The following is a 20,155-nucleotide window of genomic DNA, read 5'->3' on the forward strand; positions in this document are numbered from 1 at the left end:
GATAACAAAGCCTGCTCGTGCAGGCTTTTTTTATAGGCTAGGGTTAACGGTTATAATTTAGCCTAAGCAAAGCCATCACTGTGCTTTGCATACTGCTGAGCAGTCGCTGCACTGATAATATTTTGTTGCTGCAGTTTTTTGAGACTGTCATCTAAAGTGACCATGCCTAATTGGGAGCCAGTTTGGATAGCAGAATACAGCTGCGCCAGCTTATTTTGACGAATTAAGTTGCGGGTAGCAGCAGTCGATAGCAGTATCTCAAAGGCCGCCACTCTACCGCCTAAGCGGCGCTTAATTAAACTTTGTGACACCACGGCTTGTAATGACTCAGACAACATGGCTCGAATCATGGGTTTTTCATCAGCAGGGAAAACGTCTATGATACGGTCAATGGTCTTCACCGCTGAGCGGGTATGCAAGGTTGCAAACACCAAATGTCCGGTTTCAGCAGCGGTGAGCGCTAAGCGGATGCTAGCCAAATCACGTAGTTCACCAATCAAAATAACATCTGGATCCTCACGCAGCGCAGCACGTAAGCCGCTATCAAAATTGGGCGTGTGCTGCGATATTTCACGCTGATTAATCAGGCTTTTGTCACAGTGATGTATAAACTCTATCGGATCTTCTAGGGTTAAAATATGCGCTGGCCGAGTTTGGTTAATGTGATGGATTAAAGCGGCAAGCGTGGTCGATTTCCCTGAGCCAGTAGCACCGGTAATCAGCACCAGACCTTGGTTAAGCTGTGCTATCTTTGATAAGGTAGTGCCATGTTCTACGCTTAATTGCTCTAGCTGTAATAAGTTGCTCGCTAGATATCGAAATACAGCGGCACTGCCACGTTGCTGCACAAAGGCATTGACTCGAAAGCGCTCACCACTGGGCAGGCTGATGGCATAGTCTATATTTTGTGATTGTGCAAATTGCTGGCGTTGAGAGTCATTTAAACTGCTGTCAATAAACTGATCGACTTGGGCGGCATCGAGCGCTGGCATATCTACTTTGAGCATATCACCGTCAACACGTAACATCGCCGGTCTGCCTGCTGATAAATGTAGATCTGAAGCCTTATGCTCAATCATGTGCTGTAGTAGCTGATGGATGTGTTCAAACGGGGTAGTGTCAATGGATTCTGACGGTGCTATCTGTTCATTAGTACTGTTGATATTGGGCAAAGCTGTAATGAGGGTTGACATGCACAGATGTCCTTATCTGAATGCGGAGGGGCTGTAAAATGGAGATTGGATTTTGGCCAATCAGGTTTTGACTATACAGCACAATCACAGACGATAGCGCAAAAGCTTGAAAGCTGACGACATTGTTAAACAATAGGGTACACATTAGCAGCGTAATAAGGCGTAAACTAATGCCAGATGAACTTAAAAATTACAAATCGAACATTAAACATCAAACATCAAACATCAAACATTAAACATTAAATAGCGAATAGTGAATACATTGAGCGAAGAGGTGAGTCTATGACACAACAAGATTTTTCGTCTGAACAATTATTACAACACTGGCAGCAAGTAAAGCAGCAAGTAGCTACTGCCAGTGCAGCAGTCGATCGTGAGCCTGTTACCTTACTGGCGGTTTCAAAGACTAAGCCGGCTGAGATGGTCGCTACCCTTGCTAAAGCAGGACAGAGCCACTTTGGTGAGAACTATCTGCAAGAAGCCGTGGATAAAATAGAAGCGGTTAAAGACTTGGTTGCTGATCAAGTAGATACTGACATTGTTTGGCACTATATTGGCCACATTCAACGTAATAAAACTCGTGATATTGCGCAGACCTTTGACTGGGTGCACACCATAGAGCGAGATATTATCGCTAAACGCCTGAATAACCAACGCCCTGAAGGATTGCCAAAGCTAAATGTGCTGATTCAGGTCAATATTGATCAAGAAGAGAGCAAGTCAGGCTGCTTACCAGAAGCGCTTGATGAGCTAGTGAATACGGTTAAAGGTTATGATAATTTATGCCTACGTGGGCTGATGATTATCCCTTCAAAAGAGGGCACTGATGCATTCGAGCGTACTAAGCAACTGTTTGATGAGATGAAGCAGGCGCATCCTGAGCTAACGCATTGGGATACCTTGAGTATGGGTATGAGCGCTGATATGACCCACGCCATTGCACAAGGCTCAACCATGGTTCGAGTCGGCAGTGCTATTTTTGGTGCCAGAGATTAGATATAAAAGCTGACAGGATTCGTGCTAAAACAAACCAAAGGCATATGTTTAAAATAAAAAACCTCCCTATTAGAGTTAACGGTCTAATAAGGAGGTTTTATTTTTTAATGGGTTACTTTTTAATCAATTACTTCTCAATAGTCCAGCCATTAACTAATGGATAACGACGCTCACGGCCAAACGCCTTATGGCTTACCTTAGTACCAATTGGGGCTTGACGGCGCTTATATTCGCTTCTGTCGACCAATAAGATAGTTTGACGAACAATATTAGGATCGAAACCTTTGGCAGTGATTTCATCAAAGCCTAGGTCGTTATCAATATAGTCTTTTAAAATGGCATCTAAAATATCATAGTCAGGTAGGCTGTCTTGATCTTTTTGATCTGGACGCAGCTCTGCAGATGGCGGACGCGTAATCACACGCTCAGGAATCACATCTGTGTCTTCTAAGCGGTTGCGATAATTGGCCAGTGCATAGACTTGAGTTTTATACACGTCTTTTAACACATCAAAGCCGCCTGCCATATCACCGTATAAGGTCGAGTAGCCCACAGCCATCTCAGACTTATTGCCAGTGGTGATAACCAGATGACCAAATTTATTAGACAATGCCATCAAGATCATACCGCGTGCACGGGCTTGGATATTCTCTTCAGTGGTATCAGCTTTGGCTTTGTTAAATAAAGGCGCTAACGTATGGCGCATACCATTGACCGCATCGTGAATTGGGCAGACGGTATAGGACACATTTAGGCGACGAGCCTGTGCTTGAGCATCTTCTAAGCTAATCTGTGAGGTGTACTCATAAGGCATCATCACTGCGTAAACCTTATCTGAGCCTAAGGCGTCTACCGCAATACATAGGGTTAATGCAGAATCGATACCGCCTGATAAACCAACAATCACACCTTCAAATCCTGAATGATTGACATAATCTCGTAGGCCAACCACTAAAGCCTGATAGGTCTCAGACTCAGCGCTCAGTTGTAATGGTGCTTTTTGTTGGGTATCAAAGTGACCGCCTTCAGCATGATAGGTAGCGTATAACAGATGCTCGAGGAATCGTGGGGCTTCATGGGCAAGCTCACCATTGGGTTGAATCACCATTGAGCCGCCATCAAATACCAAGTCATCTTGGCCGCCAACACAGTTACAATAAATAATCGGCAACTGATGATCATTGGCACGTTTGGTCAATAACGCCTGACGTGCATGCTGCTTGCCGGCTTCAAAAGGTGAGGCGTTGATACTAACGATGAGGTCAGCACCTTGTTCTTTAAGGGCTTTAATCGGGTCGTCTTCCCACAGATCTTCACAGATTAGCAGGCCAATAGTCACGCCTTGGTAGTTGAACAATACTTGGTTGCGACCTTTGTCAAAATAACGACGCTCATCAAACACACCATAATTCGGTAAATACTGTTTGTGATAAAAGCCTTTTTGCTGACCATTTTGAATAATAGCCGCAGAGTTAAAGGTGCCATGATAATCGACATGCGGATAGCCGATAATCATCACGATATCATTAATGTCGCTTAATGAGCTTAACGCTGCTTTGACGCGGTCTGCTAGGCTAGGGCGCAGTAGCAAGTCTTCTGGCGGATAGCCCAGTAGTGCCAGCTCAGGAAAGACAATGATATCGGCACCATTATCGCGGGCTTCGATGGCCAGCTGGCGCATCTTTTCAATATTTTCTTGGATGTCACCGACCATAAAGTGGGCTTGAGCCAGTGCAAATTTTAAAGCGCCTCCTTGGGCCGGGGTATTATTATGATTAGACATTATTGGGTCCTATTTGTATAGAATATGGTTTTTAAGTTTTAAGGCGTGAGCACTGCATGGTTAGCCATTCACCTGTCAGCCACACACAGAAGTCAAATTATTGAGTTTTTATTATTGAGTTCCTGTTGTGTACGCGGTGCCAGACTTTGCCCTGTGTTGTCCGCTATTGTGATACGTCGCTGCGACTGACGTTGGCTGGTGCTCTATTGCCTTAGCTATTCATTGCTTTAATAAGTTATCTTTTATGACGACCGTTATTTGTATATGATGGCCATCATTTATTATTAAATTTCATTGTGCCGCTGTGTTGATAGCCATTGTAGTCGAAACACGTGACAAAGGGCTATACTGCTTATGGCTGTATTTTTTATGGTTGCCTAGCAATCTTTAGTATAACATCAATATTTTATCAGTTGTCGTTGTAAGCTTCGCTAAGGTCATGTTAAGCATTTGTAAAGCTATTAAGTTTTATTTTTATGCCAGATAGGTTCTTATAGGAGACGCATGACCTATCTAGACTAATGCTAAGCGCATTGATAACTGTTAAACTGAGCGGTTACTTATTGCTGTCATTTTATAGTAGGGCACTTTTTAAAGCAGGGCAAATGTACTGCTGATAGCAAGGTAAGCTGACAGTGGTCATCTCAAAATACACACCGTTTTAAAACATGACTTTTTAGGAAGACACCATGGCTGCTTTTTTTTCAGTACTTTTTTGTTTGCTAATCATGGCAATCGTGATGTGGGGCTTTTTTAAGTTCATGTATCCTAAGCCGCCCAAGGCCTTTATGCCCAAAGCTGGCGATATCATCACTCCCAGAGACTGTAGCTTTTGTGGTTACCCTTTAGCCGAGTATCGCGGTGTATTGGAGAGTAAGCCTGATCAGGCCTTGCAGCCACAGCAGCAGGCTCAGATTGAACAGCTGACAGCTGAGATTGAGCAGTTACAACAACAAATAGCGCAAAGTAAGGCGGCGTTATTTGGTACAGCGGCCGATACAGTCGATGCCACAGCAGGCACTAAGCCAGCAGTAACGACTAAGCAAGTTGCAACCGAGCAGCTAGAACCACAACAAATGACCCGTAAACAAAGAAAGCAGGCCAAACAAGCTTATGAGCAGCAGCAACAACAGCTTCATGACAAGCAGCAAGCGCTAAAACAGCTAACCACTTGGTTTTTTTGTAATTATGAACATCAAGCCAGCTTTCATACAGAGCAGACTGGCCAATCATAGTTTTGATTTAGCGGCGGCTACATTTTAATCGACAATAGCCTTGGACTTGAGTAGTTCTGAAAAGCTTAGTAATAAAAATAGTTAAGCAATAAAAAAGCCTCTAACATGAATGATGTAGAGGCTTTTTTAATTGTTGCAGATAATAAATGACAGGGGATAGACGATAAGCGTTAAGCTCGAATCGCCTGCATCTCTTCAATCATTTTTTCAATCAACTGATTGGCATGCTCAGCGGTGGTGCTATGTTCAAGCGCACTGGCATCAGCAGTTTTGCTGGCTTGCTGTACTTTGCCAAATAAATCTAAGCAGCAAAGGACCAATAGGTTTTCATAACCAACTTGTGGTGCTTGATCACGGATATTACCAATAAAGTCATTAATATGGTTAGTCGCTAGAGCCAGTTCTTGCTCCTCTCCGACGGGACAGTTGATGTTGTATGAGCGGCCTAGAATATTGATATTAACTGTGGTGTACTCGATAGCATCAGAATCATCTTCGCTATCTAGTAGCTCATCATCTGTCTGTTCATAGGTATCGTCAGACAGCTCAGTCTCTTCTAAGCTCATATCTTCATCTTCAGAATTCACCACTTGCTCTATGTCAGAGTCATTATAGTGCTCATCTTCTGATAGCTCGGTCTCAGCGTCAACGGCGCCGTCAGCGTTATAGTTGCCGTCAGTGTTGTAACTGTCATCAGCGTATGAGCTGTCATCTTCGAAATATTCGGTTTCAACCGCATCTGATTTAGGTGCTATTATTTGCTCCGTCGTTTCTGCAGAGGCATCATCAGGGGTTGTTGAGTCAGTCGCATGAGCATCGTCTGTATCAAGCGGCTGATTTGAGTCGGGATAATTGGTTGACATAATATTCTCTTAAAAAAGTAATACTGAATACCTAATACAGGCAGAACAGCTTATGGTTCGATTGCTATGTGAGTGTTCAAAAATAGCATCCATTAATCCAACGATAATGGGTTAGAATAAGGTCGCTTTTAGTCAGCAGTTTGTCTGATAGCTTATTTGGCTATCAGGAATGTATAACATCAAAACTATATATCAGTCGCTTGGTCAATAAGCGTCAAACGCTGCATAACCAATTTGGTCTTTTCTTTGGCCAAACGGTTCTTTTCTAACTGCTCTAAGCTGGATTGTTCTAGCTGTTGATATTTTTTTAGTAGCTCATTGTATTCATCATTTAGGTTATGATGAGCCTCGGCAAGCGTTTGATAATCTTCATCTAGCTTGTCAAACTGGGCTTGCAGCTCTTGCTGTTGCTGAGCGCTTTGCTCATAGGCATGCTGACTATCATTGAGCTGCTGCTGCAACAAAGTAATTTCATTGCTGTCCGTTTGTGGATCATTTTTTAACGCTTGCAGTTCATTATAAGTGGCATCATAACGTTGGCGTATATCATGTAGCACCGTATCTAAGTATTGCAATTTTTCAATCAAAGGTTGGGTCATAAGTGATCACTTCTAATAAAGACATACCGACTGATAATCAATGTCACTGAATAAAATATCGCTAAGTAAAACATCACGGAGTAAAACGTCACTGGGCAAAACGTGCTTCGAAAATTGGTTTGTATAACCCTGTTGTTTGCCTGTTATCAGGACTTGCATCGCTTGCGATAAGAATGTATCAATAAAATTAAAGAGATATATAATTCTGTATAGCTGCGATACTCGTGCTTTTTCTTCAGTGTATTGAGTTTCAGAATAAGGTATTAGATTAAATTTAAATGCAAGATGATGTGTATTGTCCTTTAATAATGCCATAGATGCCCACATTATATCTAGCATTAGATGTTAATGAATGTGTTTTTAATGGTTTTTGCTAATATCCTGTTGATCATTTTTATTAATATCAATGTAATCAGTTTCAATACAATCATCAGCATGTTAAATATAAACAGATAAGTTAAATACAAACAGATAAAACACCAATCTATTAGACATAGACAATAAGACATAAACAAAAGGTAAAGATTATGAATGATGATATTTCAGGCTGGAACGAATGGAGCCGAACATTTGCAGATTGGACAGATGTGAGTATCAGTGAGCTGCATGGCTTGATGACTGGCTTAATGACAGTGTGCCATGCGCCACAAAAGATCGAAGATTGGGAGCGCTTGTTAACTGAGCTGAGTTTTTCTATTCCAGATGAAGCGGCATTAACCTTGCTGGCAGAAGAGGCGGAAGATACCTCGTTTCAATTAAAAGACAAAGATGATGCCTATCAGTATTCGCCATTGGTGCCAGATGATGAGCATGATCTGTATGAACGAGTGGTCGCGTTGAAGCAGTGGGCAAATGGATTTATGACAGGCTTTGGGGTGACAGATAGCACCTTAACTGCTGAAGAAAACAGCCTGTTTGCAGATTTGGCAAAAATTGGTGGTATTCGCATCGAGCCTGATGATGAGTTTGAAGGCGGCGAAGAATCTTACTTGTACTTATATGAGTTCGTGCGTATGGTCCCTGTGAGCTTGGCTGTTCGTCCACGCAAGTCAATGATGAGCTTACCTTTGATTGCTGGATTGCCAATTAGTGCCAAAACTGCAAAAGAACTTGAAGAAGAGGGTCTTAAGCCTAAAGCGATACCGCCTGTCATTGATGCAATGAATAAAAACAACCCGTCGTAATCGATAACGTAGAGGAGGAGCTATGATTACCGATATCGATAAGCGCCATTTACAGCGTTGTGTTGAGCTAGCAGCAGAAGCGGTCGCTGCTGGCGATCGTCCTTTTGGCAGTGTCTTAGTCAGTGCTACTGGCGAAGTATTGCAAGAAGATCGCAATCGTATTCATAGTGTCGAGGCGACCTATCACCCTGAGATTGCGTTAGCACGTTGGGCGGCTCAAAATATGACAGAGGAGCAGCGCGCACAAGCAGTGGTGTATACCTCAGGTGAGCATTGCCCTATGTGTGCCGCAGCACATGCTTGGGCAGGCTTAGGTCGTATTGTTTATGCCAGCTCATCACAGCAGTTGGGTCAGTGGATGCAAGAGGCCGGTGTCACCGTGCCAGCAGCGGTCAATAGCTTGAGTATTAATCAAGTTGCGCCTGATATTGAGGTTGAAGGCCCTGTTGCTGGTCTGGATGAGCAGGTTAAAGCGTTACATCAGCAGTTATGGTAAGCACAGAGTCAGTAGAGTGAAGCGGCTACCAAAGTGGCCTTTGCCTATTAGGCTGTTTATTGGATTATCACCCAGCCATTACTAAGCTGCCATTACTAAGCTTATGAGTACTGAGACTATTAGTTTTAAAATATTATAAAAAAATAAAGTTTAAGGATGACTTATGAACACTTTAGCGCCACAGTCTGACAGCTTGCAGACAAGCACATCGTCTTATCCTAACAATAGTGTGGATTGGCTAAAGCGTTTAATCGGATTTGATACCGTGAGTCGTCATTCAAACTTAGCCTTAATTGAAGACGTCCAAGCTTACTGTCAAAGCTTAGGGCTTGATCCTATATTGACCTTCAGTGAGGATAACAGCAAGGCCAACTTGTTTGTTACGGTGCCGGCAGGTGACGTAAATAGCGATCATAACAATCCAAACAGCCATGTAAATCCCGCTAATAACATGGCTAATAGTGCTGCGAATAAAAAGTCCAGTCACACAGGCGGTATCGTGCTATCAGGGCATACCGATGTGGTGCCTGTTGATGGACAAGACTGGGCTTCAGATCCGTTTGTTGCACAAATACGTGGTGACAAGCTTTATGGTCGTGGTGCTTGTGATATGAAAGGCTTTATCGCCTGTTCACTTAGCCTATTACCAAAAGCCGTTGCCGCCTCAAAGCAGGGCACGCTTAACAAGCCACTGCATTTGGCTTTATCTTTTGATGAAGAAGTCGGGTGCTTGGGAGCGCCGTTGATGCTGGCAGAGTTGCAGCAACGTGGCATTCAGCCTGATTATTGTATTGTTGGTGAGCCCTCATCGATGAAGATGGTGATTGCACACAAAGGCATTTCTGTCTTTAAGTGCATCGTGCATGGCAAGTCAGTGCACTCATCCTTGACTCCACAAGGGGTGAACGCCATTAGCTATGCATCTAAGTTGATTGGCTTTATCGATGAGTTGGCTTGTCAGTTGGCAGAATCTGCACCTCAGGACAATGAGTTTGACGTGCCATTTTCTACCTTATCAATAGGCACCATTGAAGGCGGCACTGCAACTAACATTGTGCCGAATCTGTGTCAGTTCACCTTTGATTATCGCAATTTGCCTATGATGGGCGTGCAGGATATTTTGCTGGCTATTAAACAAAAGATAGAGGCATTAAATCAGCAAATGCAGCAAGTGGATGCCGATTCAGGTATTGAGCTGCAGCAGCTTGAAAGTGTGCCTGCCATGACAGACAGCGAGTCTCAGGCGCTGCAAGATTTGATTGCAGGCTTGGTAGGGGAGTCTGCGCGTCATAAAGTGGCCTATGCCACTGAAGGCGGTCAGTTTACCAATGCCGGTATACCCACTGTGATCTGTGGCCCAGGCAGCATTGAGCAAGCGCATAAGGCCAATGAATATGTTGAGCTTGATCAGTTGGCACAGTGTGATGTGTTTTTGGCAAAACTGCTTCAATCGCTACACGCTTAAATACAGCCTAGGCGCTTGCATATAACGGAGTATGAACTTAACGGATTATATGTTTAACAAGCGATAGACTTAACCGATTACAGACTTATATAGGCTTCGTGCCTTAATCACCAAACGACTGCCTTTGATTGAAGTAACCCCTTATGAGCTTGTCTTTATTTTTAGTATTCTTTTTTACTGTATTTTTTATATCCGCAACCCCAGGCCCGAACATGTTACTGGCCTTTCAACATGGCATTAATCATGGGGTACGCAAGACATTATGGATGCTCTTTGGGCTCAGTTTTGGGTTGTTTGTATTATTGGTATCTGCGCTATTAGGCATTGATATTATTAGCCGTCGATGGCCTTGGTTATTAACCGCAACCAAAGTCGCGGGCGCTTTATATTTGTTTTATTTAGGGGTGCAGGCTTGGCGTCATGCCGATGAAGAGGTGTCCTTTTCTAAAGGTCGCCAAGCAAAGAATAAAATCCTAAAGTCAGCAAGGCAACGCTTCACTCGTGGGATGTGGGTGTCACTTTCTAATCCAAAAGCTATTTTGTTCTTTGCCGCCTTTTTTCCCAAGTTTATTAATTTTGATGCACCGTTATGGCCACAATATATCATTTTGACGCTTGGCTTTTTTGCCAGTGAGACCACTTGGCAGTTCGCTTATACCATAGGCGGCACTAAGCTGTCCGGCTGGCTAGGCAGTGGCTCAAGACTGTTGTGGTTGAACCGAATATGTGGGGTGTTATTTATAATGATTGCAGTGGCGTTACTTTGGGAAGTGCTTTAACATCTTCAATCAATAATCCAAATGAATAGAGTAGCAGCCAACAAAAAGCGCCCAGTAAATGATTACTGGGCGCTTTTTTAATAAAATCTAGAAGTTTAGATTAAAGATTACGGTCTATAAGACTAGTCTAATACCTCAACCAATTCACCACGCACCATATGCGGGCTTACATAATCCGTAATATGAACCGTCACAAATTTACCCATCAGCTCTGATTTCTGCGCTTCAGTGGCTTTGAATAATACTGAGCGGGTGTTGTCAGCAGTACCCAATAATTGATCTGGATAGCGGTCTGCTACTTCTTCAACCATCACGCGTAAGGTTTGGCCAACCATTTGCTCAGTCTTTTTCAGCGTTGACTCACGGATGACTTGTTGGAAGATGGCCAAGCGCTCTTTTTTAGTTGCAAGACTCACATCATCAGGCAGTTCCGCAGCTGGCGTACCAGGACGTTTAGAGTAGATGAAGCTATAAGAGTGGTCAAAATCTAGGTCTTTGGCCAGATTTAATGTGTCTAAAAAGTCTTCTTCGGTTTCACCTGGGAAGCCAATGATAAAGTCACTCGATAAGTGCATATCAGGACGTACCGCCATCAGCTTTTTAATCTGATTGATATAGACGTCTATGGTGTGGTTACGTTTCATAGCAGCCAAGATTTTATTTGAGCCACTTTGTACCGGTAAGTGTAGGTGTGATACCAGTTGTGGTAGCTTGGCGTAAGCGTCAATTATGTCATCAGTGAACTCTAGCGGATGACTGGTGGTATAACGGATACGCTCGATACCATCGACGTGCGCCACATAATGCAGCAGCTCTGCAAAGCGGCAAATGCTGCCATCGTCTTTTTCACCACGATAGCCGTTGACGTTTTGACCCAATAAGGTAATCTCACGTACCCCTTGTTCGGCTAGGCTATCCACTTCGGCCAGTACATCATCTAGTGGGCGTGATAACTCTTCGCCACGGGTGTAAGGCACGACGCAGAACGAGCAGTACTTAGAGCAGCCTTCCATGATTGAGACAAAGGCACGGTAGCCTTCGACTTTGGGCTCTGGTAAGAAGTCAAATTTCTCAATACTTGGAAAAGAGACGTCAACTGTACCGATACGGTCTTTAGGCTTAACTTGTTTTTGCGAAGTTGATTTGTCATATAGCTCTGGCAAACGGTGTAAAGTTTGCGGACCGAATACCATGTCCACATAAGGCGCACGTTTTTGAATATTGTCGCCTTCTTGCGACGCCACACAGCCGCCAACGCCAATAACTAAGTCTGGGTTATCTTCTTTTAGTTTGCGCCAGCGTCCTAATTCAGAAAACACTTTTTCTTGTGCTTTTTCACGAATAGAGCAAGTATTCATGAGCAGCACATCCGCCTCTTCGATATTATCGGTGACAATCATATCGTGAGATTCACCCAACACGTTGCCCATCTTTTCCGAGTCATAGACGTTCATCTGACAGCCTTGGGTGGCAATAAATACTTTCTTTTTCGGTAGACCAGTGGGTTGGCTTGCTTGGTTGCTACTATCCTCACTCAGGCTATTGGCTAAGTTTGTCGCTTGCTCATCTGGGTTTTGGATAGTCTTTGGGTCAAATATAATAGCACTCATATTAAGCAGTCCAAGGTTGTGTATTGAAAAATGTTTAAGGTAGTGATAACGATAGGGGTGTATGGATAAAACGCTAACCGTGTGTCATTCAAACAGTCAGTCATTTATGTAAGAATAAACAAAGAACGATGGTGGCTGAGTTATGGCGGCTATTATATCATAAGCTTTGCTATGTGGTGCTTATTGTCACATTGTATGTGATGCTGCAACATCAGCTTACATAAAGCATTTTGGGTTCGTTTAGGTTGTTGCCTATAATCTACAATTAGGATAAGCATTCATTTATAATCTTAAGCTTAAATCATTTATAACAAATAACGGACACTGCTGTATTTTACAGATAGTGTTAACTATTGATTATTAACCATTCGCTTTCATTTATTGTTCACTTTTTAATTTAACCACATCTACGCCACGTTTGATTGAGCGGTATTGTATTTAGTCATGCTTGTATTTATTCAAGTAGGCTTATTTACAGCCAGATTAATCGGACATCAGCGTGACTATAATAAGACCGTATTTATGACAAACAACACCCATCCTCATATGAGTAAAACCGCAACAAAGCAGACAAGGCAGACACGATTAACCCAGAATTCGGTGGCGCAAGGACTTGCGAAGACCGGTGTGGTTGCCGGCACTAAGATGGCGCTAGCAACTGGTATTCTTGGTGTGCTTGGCTTGACCCAGATTGCCTGCGCGCAACTGTCTTTTCAAGACAACAGCTCAAACTATGCCAACGACACCAGTGTTAACTATTTTATGGAGGCTTACTCAGCCGGTGAGCGTCGTGACTCAAGCGCTTTATATCAGTATGAGCAGATGATGAATGGCGGTCTATTCTCCATGTATCCTGCCTACTGGCGTCTAAATAATGACATCTCAACCTTAAATCCGTCAGTGGTTATCCAGTTTGCCAATCAGTATAAAGGCAGTGTGATGGCCGAGAAGCTAACCGCTGACTATGCTGAGACCAAAGCTCAATCGGGCGACTATGGTGCGGTCAGACAGGTAGCCAGCTATATTATCAATGCCGATGACAGCGAGAAGTGTGCGGTTGCACTTGGCTATAACAATGGCGGTGATGCGATGCGAGCGATTGCGTTAAAGCCGATGGTATGGCTAGCTGCGACAAAAGATCTTCCGGCACTGTGTAGCCAGCTGGCAATGGAGATGAACAACAATCCTATGATCAGCAATACAGACCGTAAAGCGCGTCTGATGCGTATGCTGCGTGATGGCAATACGGGCGATATTATGGCGCTATCACAAACTCTGGGCACACCAATCTCTTATAGCGAGCTAAGTGAAATTCAGTCTAATCCTTCAGGCTTTATCACCCGCTTTAGCCGTGAGCCTTATAGTGTCAAAAACCAGTACTTATATCTTTATGCCTTGGGCCGTATTATCAACAAATCTTATAGCGAAGGTGCGGTTCAGTTAGGCTATGACATCAACTTGACCGATAGCCGTGGTCAAAAACTAATCAGTGATGACACCCGCCAATATGCATATCGTATGCTGGCCATGCGCCGAGTATATTTCAATACTGATGATGGCTACAGCCAAGATGCGCTGAACTGGTTCCGTAACAGTGCGGGTCAAAGCTATAGTGATGAAGAAGCTGAAGAGTATGCCAAAGTGGCTATTCGCTTCAATCAGTGGCGCGATCTAATCACCGCCATTGGGGGTATGCACAATACAACCCAACAAGAAAATATGTGGCAATACTGGCTGGCGCGCGCCTATGAGCAAGCGGGCAGCAGCAGTGAAAAAGGCTTGTCACGACAGATTTATCAGCAGTTGGCCAGACACAATGACTATTATGGCTTATTAGCAAAAGACAAATTGGGTCAGCGTTTTAGCGCCAGCAGTAGCAGCAGTTTGCCACGTGTCTCAAGTGGCGATACTGCACGTATGCTGAATAACCCAAGCTTTGCGCGTGCCTTTGCCCTATATAACGCGGATGCCAGCCGTGCCTATGCCAACCGTGAGTGGAACTGGGCGGTACAAAGAGCATTGGCGAATAATGATGAAAAAATGGTCGTTGCCGCCTCTAAGTATGCGCATGATTTGGGTTGGTTAGATCGCTCGATTTATGCTATTAACATTGCAGACAATCTTGAAATCTTTAGCTTATCGCACCCAATGCCACATCAAAATCAAGTGGTGAGCTACAGTCGTCAAGTGGGTATCGATCCAGCTTGGGCGTACGGTATTATGCGTCAAGAAAGCCGCTTTGTAAGCTCAGCACGTTCTGGTGTCGGCGCTAGTGGTCTGATGCAAATCATGCCAGACACTGCTAAATATATTGCCCGCAATTTAGGCGAAAGCTATAGCGCCAGCCGCGCCAACAGTGGTGATACCAATATCCGCTACGGTACGTGGTACATGAGTGATATTATGGGCAAGCTGCACAACCATCCTGTTGTTGCAACCGCAGGCTATAACGCTGGACCAAACAAAGCGAAGCGTTGGCAGCCGCCTTACGGCACATTAGACGCAGATCAGTATGTTGAGACCATCAACTATCCTGAAACTCGTGACTATGTTAAGCGTGTGATGGAAAATGCGACCATTTATAGTAGCTTGTTAGGCTCGCCAATGTCGTTATCTCAGCGCATGACCGCTGTACCGGCCAGCTACCAGTAGTAGTTGGTTGCTGTACGATTAATTAGATTTATTACTGTGTGTTAAAGCTAAGGCTAGGGCGCACAGTAACTTTTGATTTGCATAGGCAGCATAAGGAATAGGTAGCATGAGTATTTAATGCTGAATTGTTTCTACTATGCAATACAACATAAATTAAACTAAGACATAATTAGGTTTGAGCAATAATTTGAAAGGTGCTAAACTTTTACCGCGTTTAAAAGTCAGCATTTTTGGTTTTAAAAAGTTTTAAGTGTTAATAACTGAGCCCGTATTCAATAATACAAATAACTCAGCTTGCTGATGACGTTAGATGATATGATTTGTTGATAGACAGTTAAAAAAGCTTTTAGGGTTATAGAAAAAGCACTGTCGCAGCAAAACAGTTATGATAACAATGAACTGAATAATATTTACTTTAAGATGGCAAGCCTGTCATAACCTCAAGGTAAAAACCTCAAAAATACACTAGGAGAATTACATGAAACAACCCGTTCGCGTTGCCGTTACTGGTGCTGCTGGTAATATTAGTTATGCCATGCTGTTTCGTATTGCCTCAGGCGAAATGCTAGGTAAAGATCAGCCTGTTATTCTACAGCTTTTAGAAATCACACCAGCACTTGACGCGCTAAAAGGCGTTGTTATGGAGCTTGAAGATTGTGCATTCCCACTATTAGCGGGTGTTGTTCAAACTGATGATGCAAACGTTGCATTTAAAGATGCTGACTACGCATTACTAGTTGGTGCGCGTCCTCGTGGCCCAGGTATGGAGCGTAAAGATCTACTTGAAGCTAACGCGACTATCTTCTCAGCTCAAGGTAAAGCATTAAACGAAGTTGCTAGCCGTGATGTGAAAGTATTGGTTGTTGGTAACCCAGCAAACACTAACGCATTAATCGCTCAGCGTAATGCACCAGATCTAGACCCACGTAACTTCACAGCTATGACTCGTCTAGACCACAACCGTGGTATGGCTCAGCTTGCTGAAGAGACTAACAGCACTGTAAATGACGTTAAGAAAATGATCATTTGGGGTAACCACTCTTCAACTCAGTACCCAGATCTAACCGAGTGTACTGTTAACGGTAAGCCTGCTTTAGACCAAGTTGATCGTAACTGGTACGAAAACACTTACATCCCAAGCGTACAAAAACGTGGCGCAGCTATCATTGAAGCACGTGGTGCGTCATCAGCAGCTTCTGCAGCTAACGCAGCAATCGCTCACATGCGCACTTGGGCACTTGGTTCTGACGAGAACGATTGGGTATCTATGGGCGTTTACTCACAAGGTGAGTACGGTATCGCTAAAGGCTTAATCTACTCTTTCCCATGTACTTGCAGTAATGGCGATTGGAAAATTGTTGAAGGCTTAGACACTTCTTCAGCTTTCTCACAAGAGAAAATGAAAGCCACTGAGCAAGAGCTTAGCGAAGAGCGTGATGCAGTAGAGCACTTACTTCCATAGTAGTAATTTCTCTGAATCATAAGTAATAAAAAAGCCTGCAAATTTGTAGGCTTTTTTTATGCAATTAGTTTGTGGTGGTGTGCGCATAATTAGGTGAGTTGTTAACATAAACGTAAAGCTTTTCAATAGTAAATGCACAGTATCACACTCGCTATTTGCTACAATTTAGATGTGAATTGAAAAGATAGATTTAAAAGCAATCAGCTGAATTTAAAAGTAATAATACTGAAAACAATAAATTTTTGAGGAGACCAGTATGTTAGGCGAACCAGAATACACAATGAATGACCTATTTGCTCAGTTAGGCTTAGACAGCTCTGATGAAGCGATTGAACAATTCATCAGCGAGCATAAGCTTGGCCAAGATGATAATCTTGTAGAAGCAGATTTTTGGAATGATTCACAGCGTGCCTTCTTACAAGAAGAGTGGAAGCTTGATGCGGTGTGGGTTGAAGTAATTGATGAGCTAAACGCACGTTTACACGAATCTGCTTAGTAGGTTTAGTTGAATCGATTGTAGAATTGGCTGGTTTAGATTGTGAGACAGCTGGTCACTAGTGAGAGTTAGTTGAATATGCGAATCGTGAAGTAACTCTTGTAGTTTGTACCCAATTATCTAACCTGCTCATTAAAATAACTAGCTAATAAAAAAGCGAAGCCCTCATGTGAGGGCTTCGCTTTTTTTAGTTGATGCTAATTAGTTTATGCAAATCTTAGAGTGTTTGAGCTATTAGTTTGCTGATCTTTGGCGCAAAATATCAAACGCTTCTTGCGAATAGCCATTACTGGTCGTCGCAAAAGATGGGATGTTGGCATTGTTATAGCTGGCTGTCAGGGTTTGGCTATTTCTATATAAGCTGTTATAGCGGTCTAACACGCGTTTAACATAGTTGCGTGTTTCTTTAAACGGAGGGATACCGCCGTATTTGTCCACATTACCTTCACCAGCGTTATAGCCAGCAAGAATATGTTCTGTTTTGCCATTAAAGCGCTTAGATAGCCACGCGACATACTTAGCAGCCCCTTCGATGTTTTCAGAAGGATTCCAAGCATTTGACACTTTAAAGCGACGGGCAGTGGCTGGCATTAGCTGCATTAATCCTTGCGCACCAACTGGTGAGCGCGCATTAGGATTAAATCCTGATTCAGTATGCATCATTGCTTTTAGTAGGCCAGGATCAACACCATGACGGTTGGCAGAGGCCAAGATATAGTGGTCATAAGTGTGATTGCTTGCGCCAATCATTTGATTTGAATAGCTAGCGCCTGGATAAACGGGCTCTTGATTGCTGTAGTAGCTTGGTGGATTTAGCTTAGGTAGGGTCTTGTTATTACGTGCTTCTTGTTCAGAGCCGGTGTTGGGATAGTAGGTAACTTTTACCTTTTTACTATATTTATCAAAGTTGCCAGAAGGCTTAACATTGGTAAGTAGTACCTGTCCTGAGTCATCTTTATAGATGTACATATTCCCAGCAGCCTGTGCAGTAAGCATGCTTATTGATGCAACGGCAGTGCTAACAACCAGAGTCGCTGAGCATAAGCTTGCTGAGCGGAGTAGGACTTTATTTAACAAGTTAGACATATCTTTTCACTTTTTTTAAAACAGTTTTAAAACAGAATTTTTATAATGTATTAAGCCAAATCTAAAACAAATACAGCCAAGCTATAACAATGATGTGGCTTGTATTAATGTAGATTAGTTTGACTTAAGTAGTAAGCATGATGGTAAGCACTTTATATGACAAATTATAGCGCATACAGTCAATAATTTTGATGGATTATTGAGACTGATATCAGCTTACTTTATAGAGGATTATATTTATAATTTGGTGCATTAGTTGAGAGCACCATTTATGCGTAATAGGTATTCAGTGCTTAGCGATTGCCGCAAAGCCAGCGCTTAATATAGCACTAATGGAAGTCTATATCTAATGTTTAGTGGCTTTGTTAGCGTATTAACAGCAGTACAGAAAGATTAAGAAACATTAAACAGGCGGGCGTGAGAAGCAAGGGTAAGGGGCGTAACAACTAAATAGTACAAGTAAACAGCATAAGAAGCATATAACCATAAAACTAGCATGAAATTAGGGCGTCTGCCAAATGATTAAAGCATTTTGACAAACGCCGGCTATCATCAAACGGATTAAACAAGACTAATTGATGAGTAATAAAGTTTATGGATAACAACCATAGAACCGCTATAAACAAAATCGCTTAGAGTTAGAGTATGGCGGCCAAAAATATCGGTACCCAAACCGCAGTGACCAAACCATTAACGGCCAATCCAAAAGCTGCGTAACGTCCTGCAGTGTGACTAATCTGCCACGCCTCAACTGTACCAAAGGCGTGAGCGGCTAATCCCAGTGCTAAGCCTTTGGCTCTATCGTCTTCAACATTACGAAACAATACTCTAGCGACCGCGCCACCTAATAACCCAGATACAATAATAATCAAGTTAGCCAAGGCCAAAGGCGCTTTAATAATCTCGGCGACACTCAGGCCAATAGGTGTGGTGACTGAGCGAGTGGCAAACGCCAAAATACTGTCGTGACTTAAGGAGAATCCATAGGCCATGCCCATCGGTAATAATGCGCCCACCACGCTGGCTATAATAACAATGATGGTTAGCTTCTTAAGAGGCAAGCCCTTAAAATTCATAGTGGCTAATGGAATGGCCAATAGCACTGTCACGTAGCCAAGCAAGTGATCAAAAATAGGTTTGGCGACTGCATAATAGTGGTCATAGTCCCAGCTAAACAAGAATAAAAAGGTCAATACCAACATTAAGGCAGTAATCACCATCGGCAAGCCTTGGATGCGTTTGGCCAACACACGGGCAATCACGTGTGCAACCAAAGTCAGCATAAAGGCAGCAATAATAGTGAAGTAAGTGGTGCCAACTGGCATTTGCTGTAATAAATCCATAACCTGCTGCCCCTCTTAACGTGTGTTATCAGAAGATGTGGTCTGAGTATTGTCGTGCATAACCTTTTGCTTAATACTCTGATCAGCCTTTGAGTGCAAGTGCTGACTATCAGCATCGTCAGGATCATTAGAGCCGCCTAGCCAAGCATTGGCCAGTTTTGCTAATGCCCACAACGGTAACAGGGTGCTGACCACCATGGTAATGATAATGCCCCAAAGCTCATCACCTAAGGCAAAGATTAATAGACCGGCACCTGCAGATACCGGCAAGAATGCAAAGCCACTATCGACCAATAAGGTATTACTGGCTTGAGTCAGCCACTCAGGCAGTCCTAAAGTAAATCGCCAAAGCATCAGGATAATAAAAAAGGAAATCATACCGACAATATTGGCCGCACTGGCATAACCGACAGCCTGACAGACGAATACTGCACCTTCACGAATAAAAATTACCAATGCCAGAGTTAGCAATATTGCAATAGGCAGCGGTAGTGGTTTTTTTGGTGAGTGCTGAGTAGCGGAGCTAGAGTTGGTTGTCGCCTGGGTCGCTTCAGTAGATTGCGACGTGTCTTGGCGACTGTCTACCTCTGCCATAGCAGACGTATTGGTCGCTGCAGAAGGTGCTTTGTCGGTAAAAGTTGTCATAATTCATCCTTGATTGCACTATGGATAATGAACAATCGACAGCTTTCAATGAAAACGGCAGTCTTTATTCATAAATAATCGTTTAATGAATGAGTGTGGGGTAACAAGGCAGTTATTATAATAGTAGGACGTGCTAAGCATAGCAATAGATAGAGCCAAACGAATAGTGGGTATTTTTTCAATTTATGGCAGTAGACATAAACGATACGCGATAAAAAAAGCAGACCGATACTCGGTCTGCTTTTTTTGATTGCTTTAAGTTCTAGAC

17 protein-coding genes are annotated in these 20,155 nt (G+C 43.1%); 9 read left to right on the top strand and 8 right to left on the bottom strand.

All coding sequences use genetic code 11. From position 1 onward, the window contains the following. Positions 1-62: 62 nt before the first annotated feature. Positions 63-1,193 carry a type IV pilus twitching motility protein PilT gene (locus A6J60_RS10630; RefSeq protein WP_096065968.1) on the bottom strand — a complete coding sequence of 377 codons (1,131 nt, stop codon included), beginning with the start codon at positions 1,191-1,193 and terminating at the stop codon, positions 63-65. A gap of 282 nt (positions 1,194-1,475) precedes the next feature. Between A6J60_RS10630 and A6J60_RS10635 the strand changes: the two genes are divergently transcribed. Further along, positions 1,476-2,189 (top strand): YggS family pyridoxal phosphate-dependent enzyme, encoded by a 714-nt coding sequence (locus tag A6J60_RS10635; protein WP_096065969.1) that lies wholly within the window; start codon positions 1,476-1,478, stop codon positions 2,187-2,189. A 127-nt stretch (positions 2,190-2,316) separates the two neighbouring features. On the opposite strand, the gene A6J60_RS10640 is transcribed toward A6J60_RS10635, so the two are convergent. Beyond that, positions 2,317-3,972, bottom strand: a complete 1,656-nt coding sequence (locus tag A6J60_RS10640) for an NAD+ synthase (protein ID WP_096065970.1) — start codon at positions 3,970-3,972, stop codon at positions 2,317-2,319. 689 nt (positions 3,973-4,661) lie between these two features. Here A6J60_RS10640 and A6J60_RS10645 point away from each other — a divergent pair. Beyond that, the gene (locus tag A6J60_RS10645; RefSeq protein WP_227526129.1) at positions 4,662-5,207 is read left to right on the top strand and encodes a hypothetical protein; all 546 of its coding nucleotides are present in this window, start codon (positions 4,662-4,664) and stop codon (positions 5,205-5,207) included. 170 nt (positions 5,208-5,377) lie between these two features. On the opposite strand, the gene A6J60_RS10650 is transcribed toward A6J60_RS10645, so the two are convergent. Continuing rightward, positions 5,378-6,070 carry a cell division protein ZapA gene (locus A6J60_RS10650; protein WP_096065972.1) on the bottom strand — a complete coding sequence of 231 codons (693 nt, stop codon included), beginning with the start codon at positions 6,068-6,070 and terminating at the stop codon, positions 5,378-5,380. Between the two features lie 185 nt (positions 6,071-6,255). After that, positions 6,256-6,669 (bottom strand): hypothetical protein, encoded by a 414-nt coding sequence (locus tag A6J60_RS10655; RefSeq protein ID WP_096065973.1) that lies wholly within the window; start codon positions 6,667-6,669, stop codon positions 6,256-6,258. A gap of 527 nt (positions 6,670-7,196) precedes the next feature. Between A6J60_RS10655 and A6J60_RS10665 the strand changes: the two genes are divergently transcribed. From A6J60_RS10665 to A6J60_RS10680, 4 genes are all read left to right on the top strand, one after another. Continuing rightward, positions 7,197-7,853 carry a UPF0149 family protein gene (locus A6J60_RS10665; RefSeq protein WP_096065975.1) on the top strand — a complete coding sequence of 219 codons (657 nt, stop codon included), beginning with the start codon at positions 7,197-7,199 and terminating at the stop codon, positions 7,851-7,853. A gap of 22 nt (positions 7,854-7,875) precedes the next feature. After that, positions 7,876-8,349, top strand: coding sequence for a nucleoside deaminase (locus A6J60_RS10670; protein ID WP_096065976.1), 474 nt, complete (start codon positions 7,876-7,878; stop codon positions 8,347-8,349). 163 nt (positions 8,350-8,512) lie between these two features. Further along, positions 8,513-9,814, top strand: a complete 1,302-nt coding sequence (gene argE / locus A6J60_RS10675; protein WP_096065977.1) for an acetylornithine deacetylase — start codon at positions 8,513-8,515, stop codon at positions 9,812-9,814. Between the two features lie 143 nt (positions 9,815-9,957). Further along, positions 9,958-10,593: a LysE family translocator gene (locus A6J60_RS10680; protein WP_096065978.1), complete on the top strand. Its 636-nt coding sequence runs from the start codon at positions 9,958-9,960 to the stop codon at positions 10,591-10,593. 122 nt (positions 10,594-10,715) lie between these two features. Here A6J60_RS10680 and miaB read toward each other — a convergent pair whose 3' ends face one another. Beyond that, complete coding sequence (miaB, locus tag A6J60_RS10685) at positions 10,716-12,203, bottom strand: tRNA (N6-isopentenyl adenosine(37)-C2)-methylthiotransferase MiaB (RefSeq protein WP_096065979.1); 1,488 nt, start codon at positions 12,201-12,203, stop codon at positions 10,716-10,718. Between the two features lie 645 nt (positions 12,204-12,848). Here miaB and A6J60_RS10690 point away from each other — a divergent pair. The 3 genes from A6J60_RS10690 to A6J60_RS10700 all read left to right on the top strand — a co-directional run bounded on the left by A6J60_RS10690 (position 12,849) and on the right by A6J60_RS10700 (position 16,813). Beyond that, positions 12,849-14,855 carry a lytic transglycosylase domain-containing protein gene (locus A6J60_RS10690; protein ID WP_227526194.1) on the top strand — a complete coding sequence of 669 codons (2,007 nt, stop codon included), beginning with the start codon at positions 12,849-12,851 and terminating at the stop codon, positions 14,853-14,855. 478 nt (positions 14,856-15,333) lie between these two features. Beyond that, the gene (locus A6J60_RS10695) at positions 15,334-16,317 is read left to right on the top strand and encodes a malate dehydrogenase (RefSeq protein WP_096065980.1); all 984 of its coding nucleotides are present in this window, start codon (positions 15,334-15,336) and stop codon (positions 16,315-16,317) included. Positions 16,318-16,573: 256 nt separating this feature from the next. Next, a complete protein-coding gene (locus A6J60_RS10700; RefSeq protein ID WP_096065981.1) occupies positions 16,574-16,813 on the top strand; it encodes a DUF2789 domain-containing protein in 240 nt (79 codons plus the stop codon). Between the two features lie 234 nt (positions 16,814-17,047). Here the strand turns inward: A6J60_RS10700 and A6J60_RS10705 are convergent, their stop codons facing one another. The 3 genes from A6J60_RS10705 to A6J60_RS10715 all read right to left on the bottom strand — a co-directional run bounded on the left by A6J60_RS10705 (position 17,048) and on the right by A6J60_RS10715 (position 19,887). After that, on the bottom strand, positions 17,048-17,899 hold the full coding sequence (locus A6J60_RS10705) for a lytic transglycosylase domain-containing protein (RefSeq protein WP_096065982.1): 852 nt from the start codon (positions 17,897-17,899) through the stop codon (positions 17,048-17,050). Between the two features lie 638 nt (positions 17,900-18,537). Then, positions 18,538-19,242 carry an LrgB family protein gene (locus A6J60_RS10710; protein ID WP_096065983.1) on the bottom strand — a complete coding sequence of 235 codons (705 nt, stop codon included), beginning with the start codon at positions 19,240-19,242 and terminating at the stop codon, positions 18,538-18,540. Positions 19,243-19,257: 15 nt separating this feature from the next. Further along, complete coding sequence (locus A6J60_RS10715; protein WP_227526130.1) at positions 19,258-19,887, bottom strand: CidA/LrgA family protein; 630 nt, start codon at positions 19,885-19,887, stop codon at positions 19,258-19,260. Between the last annotated feature and the right edge of the window lie 268 nt (positions 19,888-20,155).

This window comes from Psychrobacter sp. FDAARGOS_221, assembly GCF_002313155.2.
Classification (GTDB): Bacteria; Pseudomonadota; Gammaproteobacteria; order Pseudomonadales; family Moraxellaceae; genus Psychrobacter.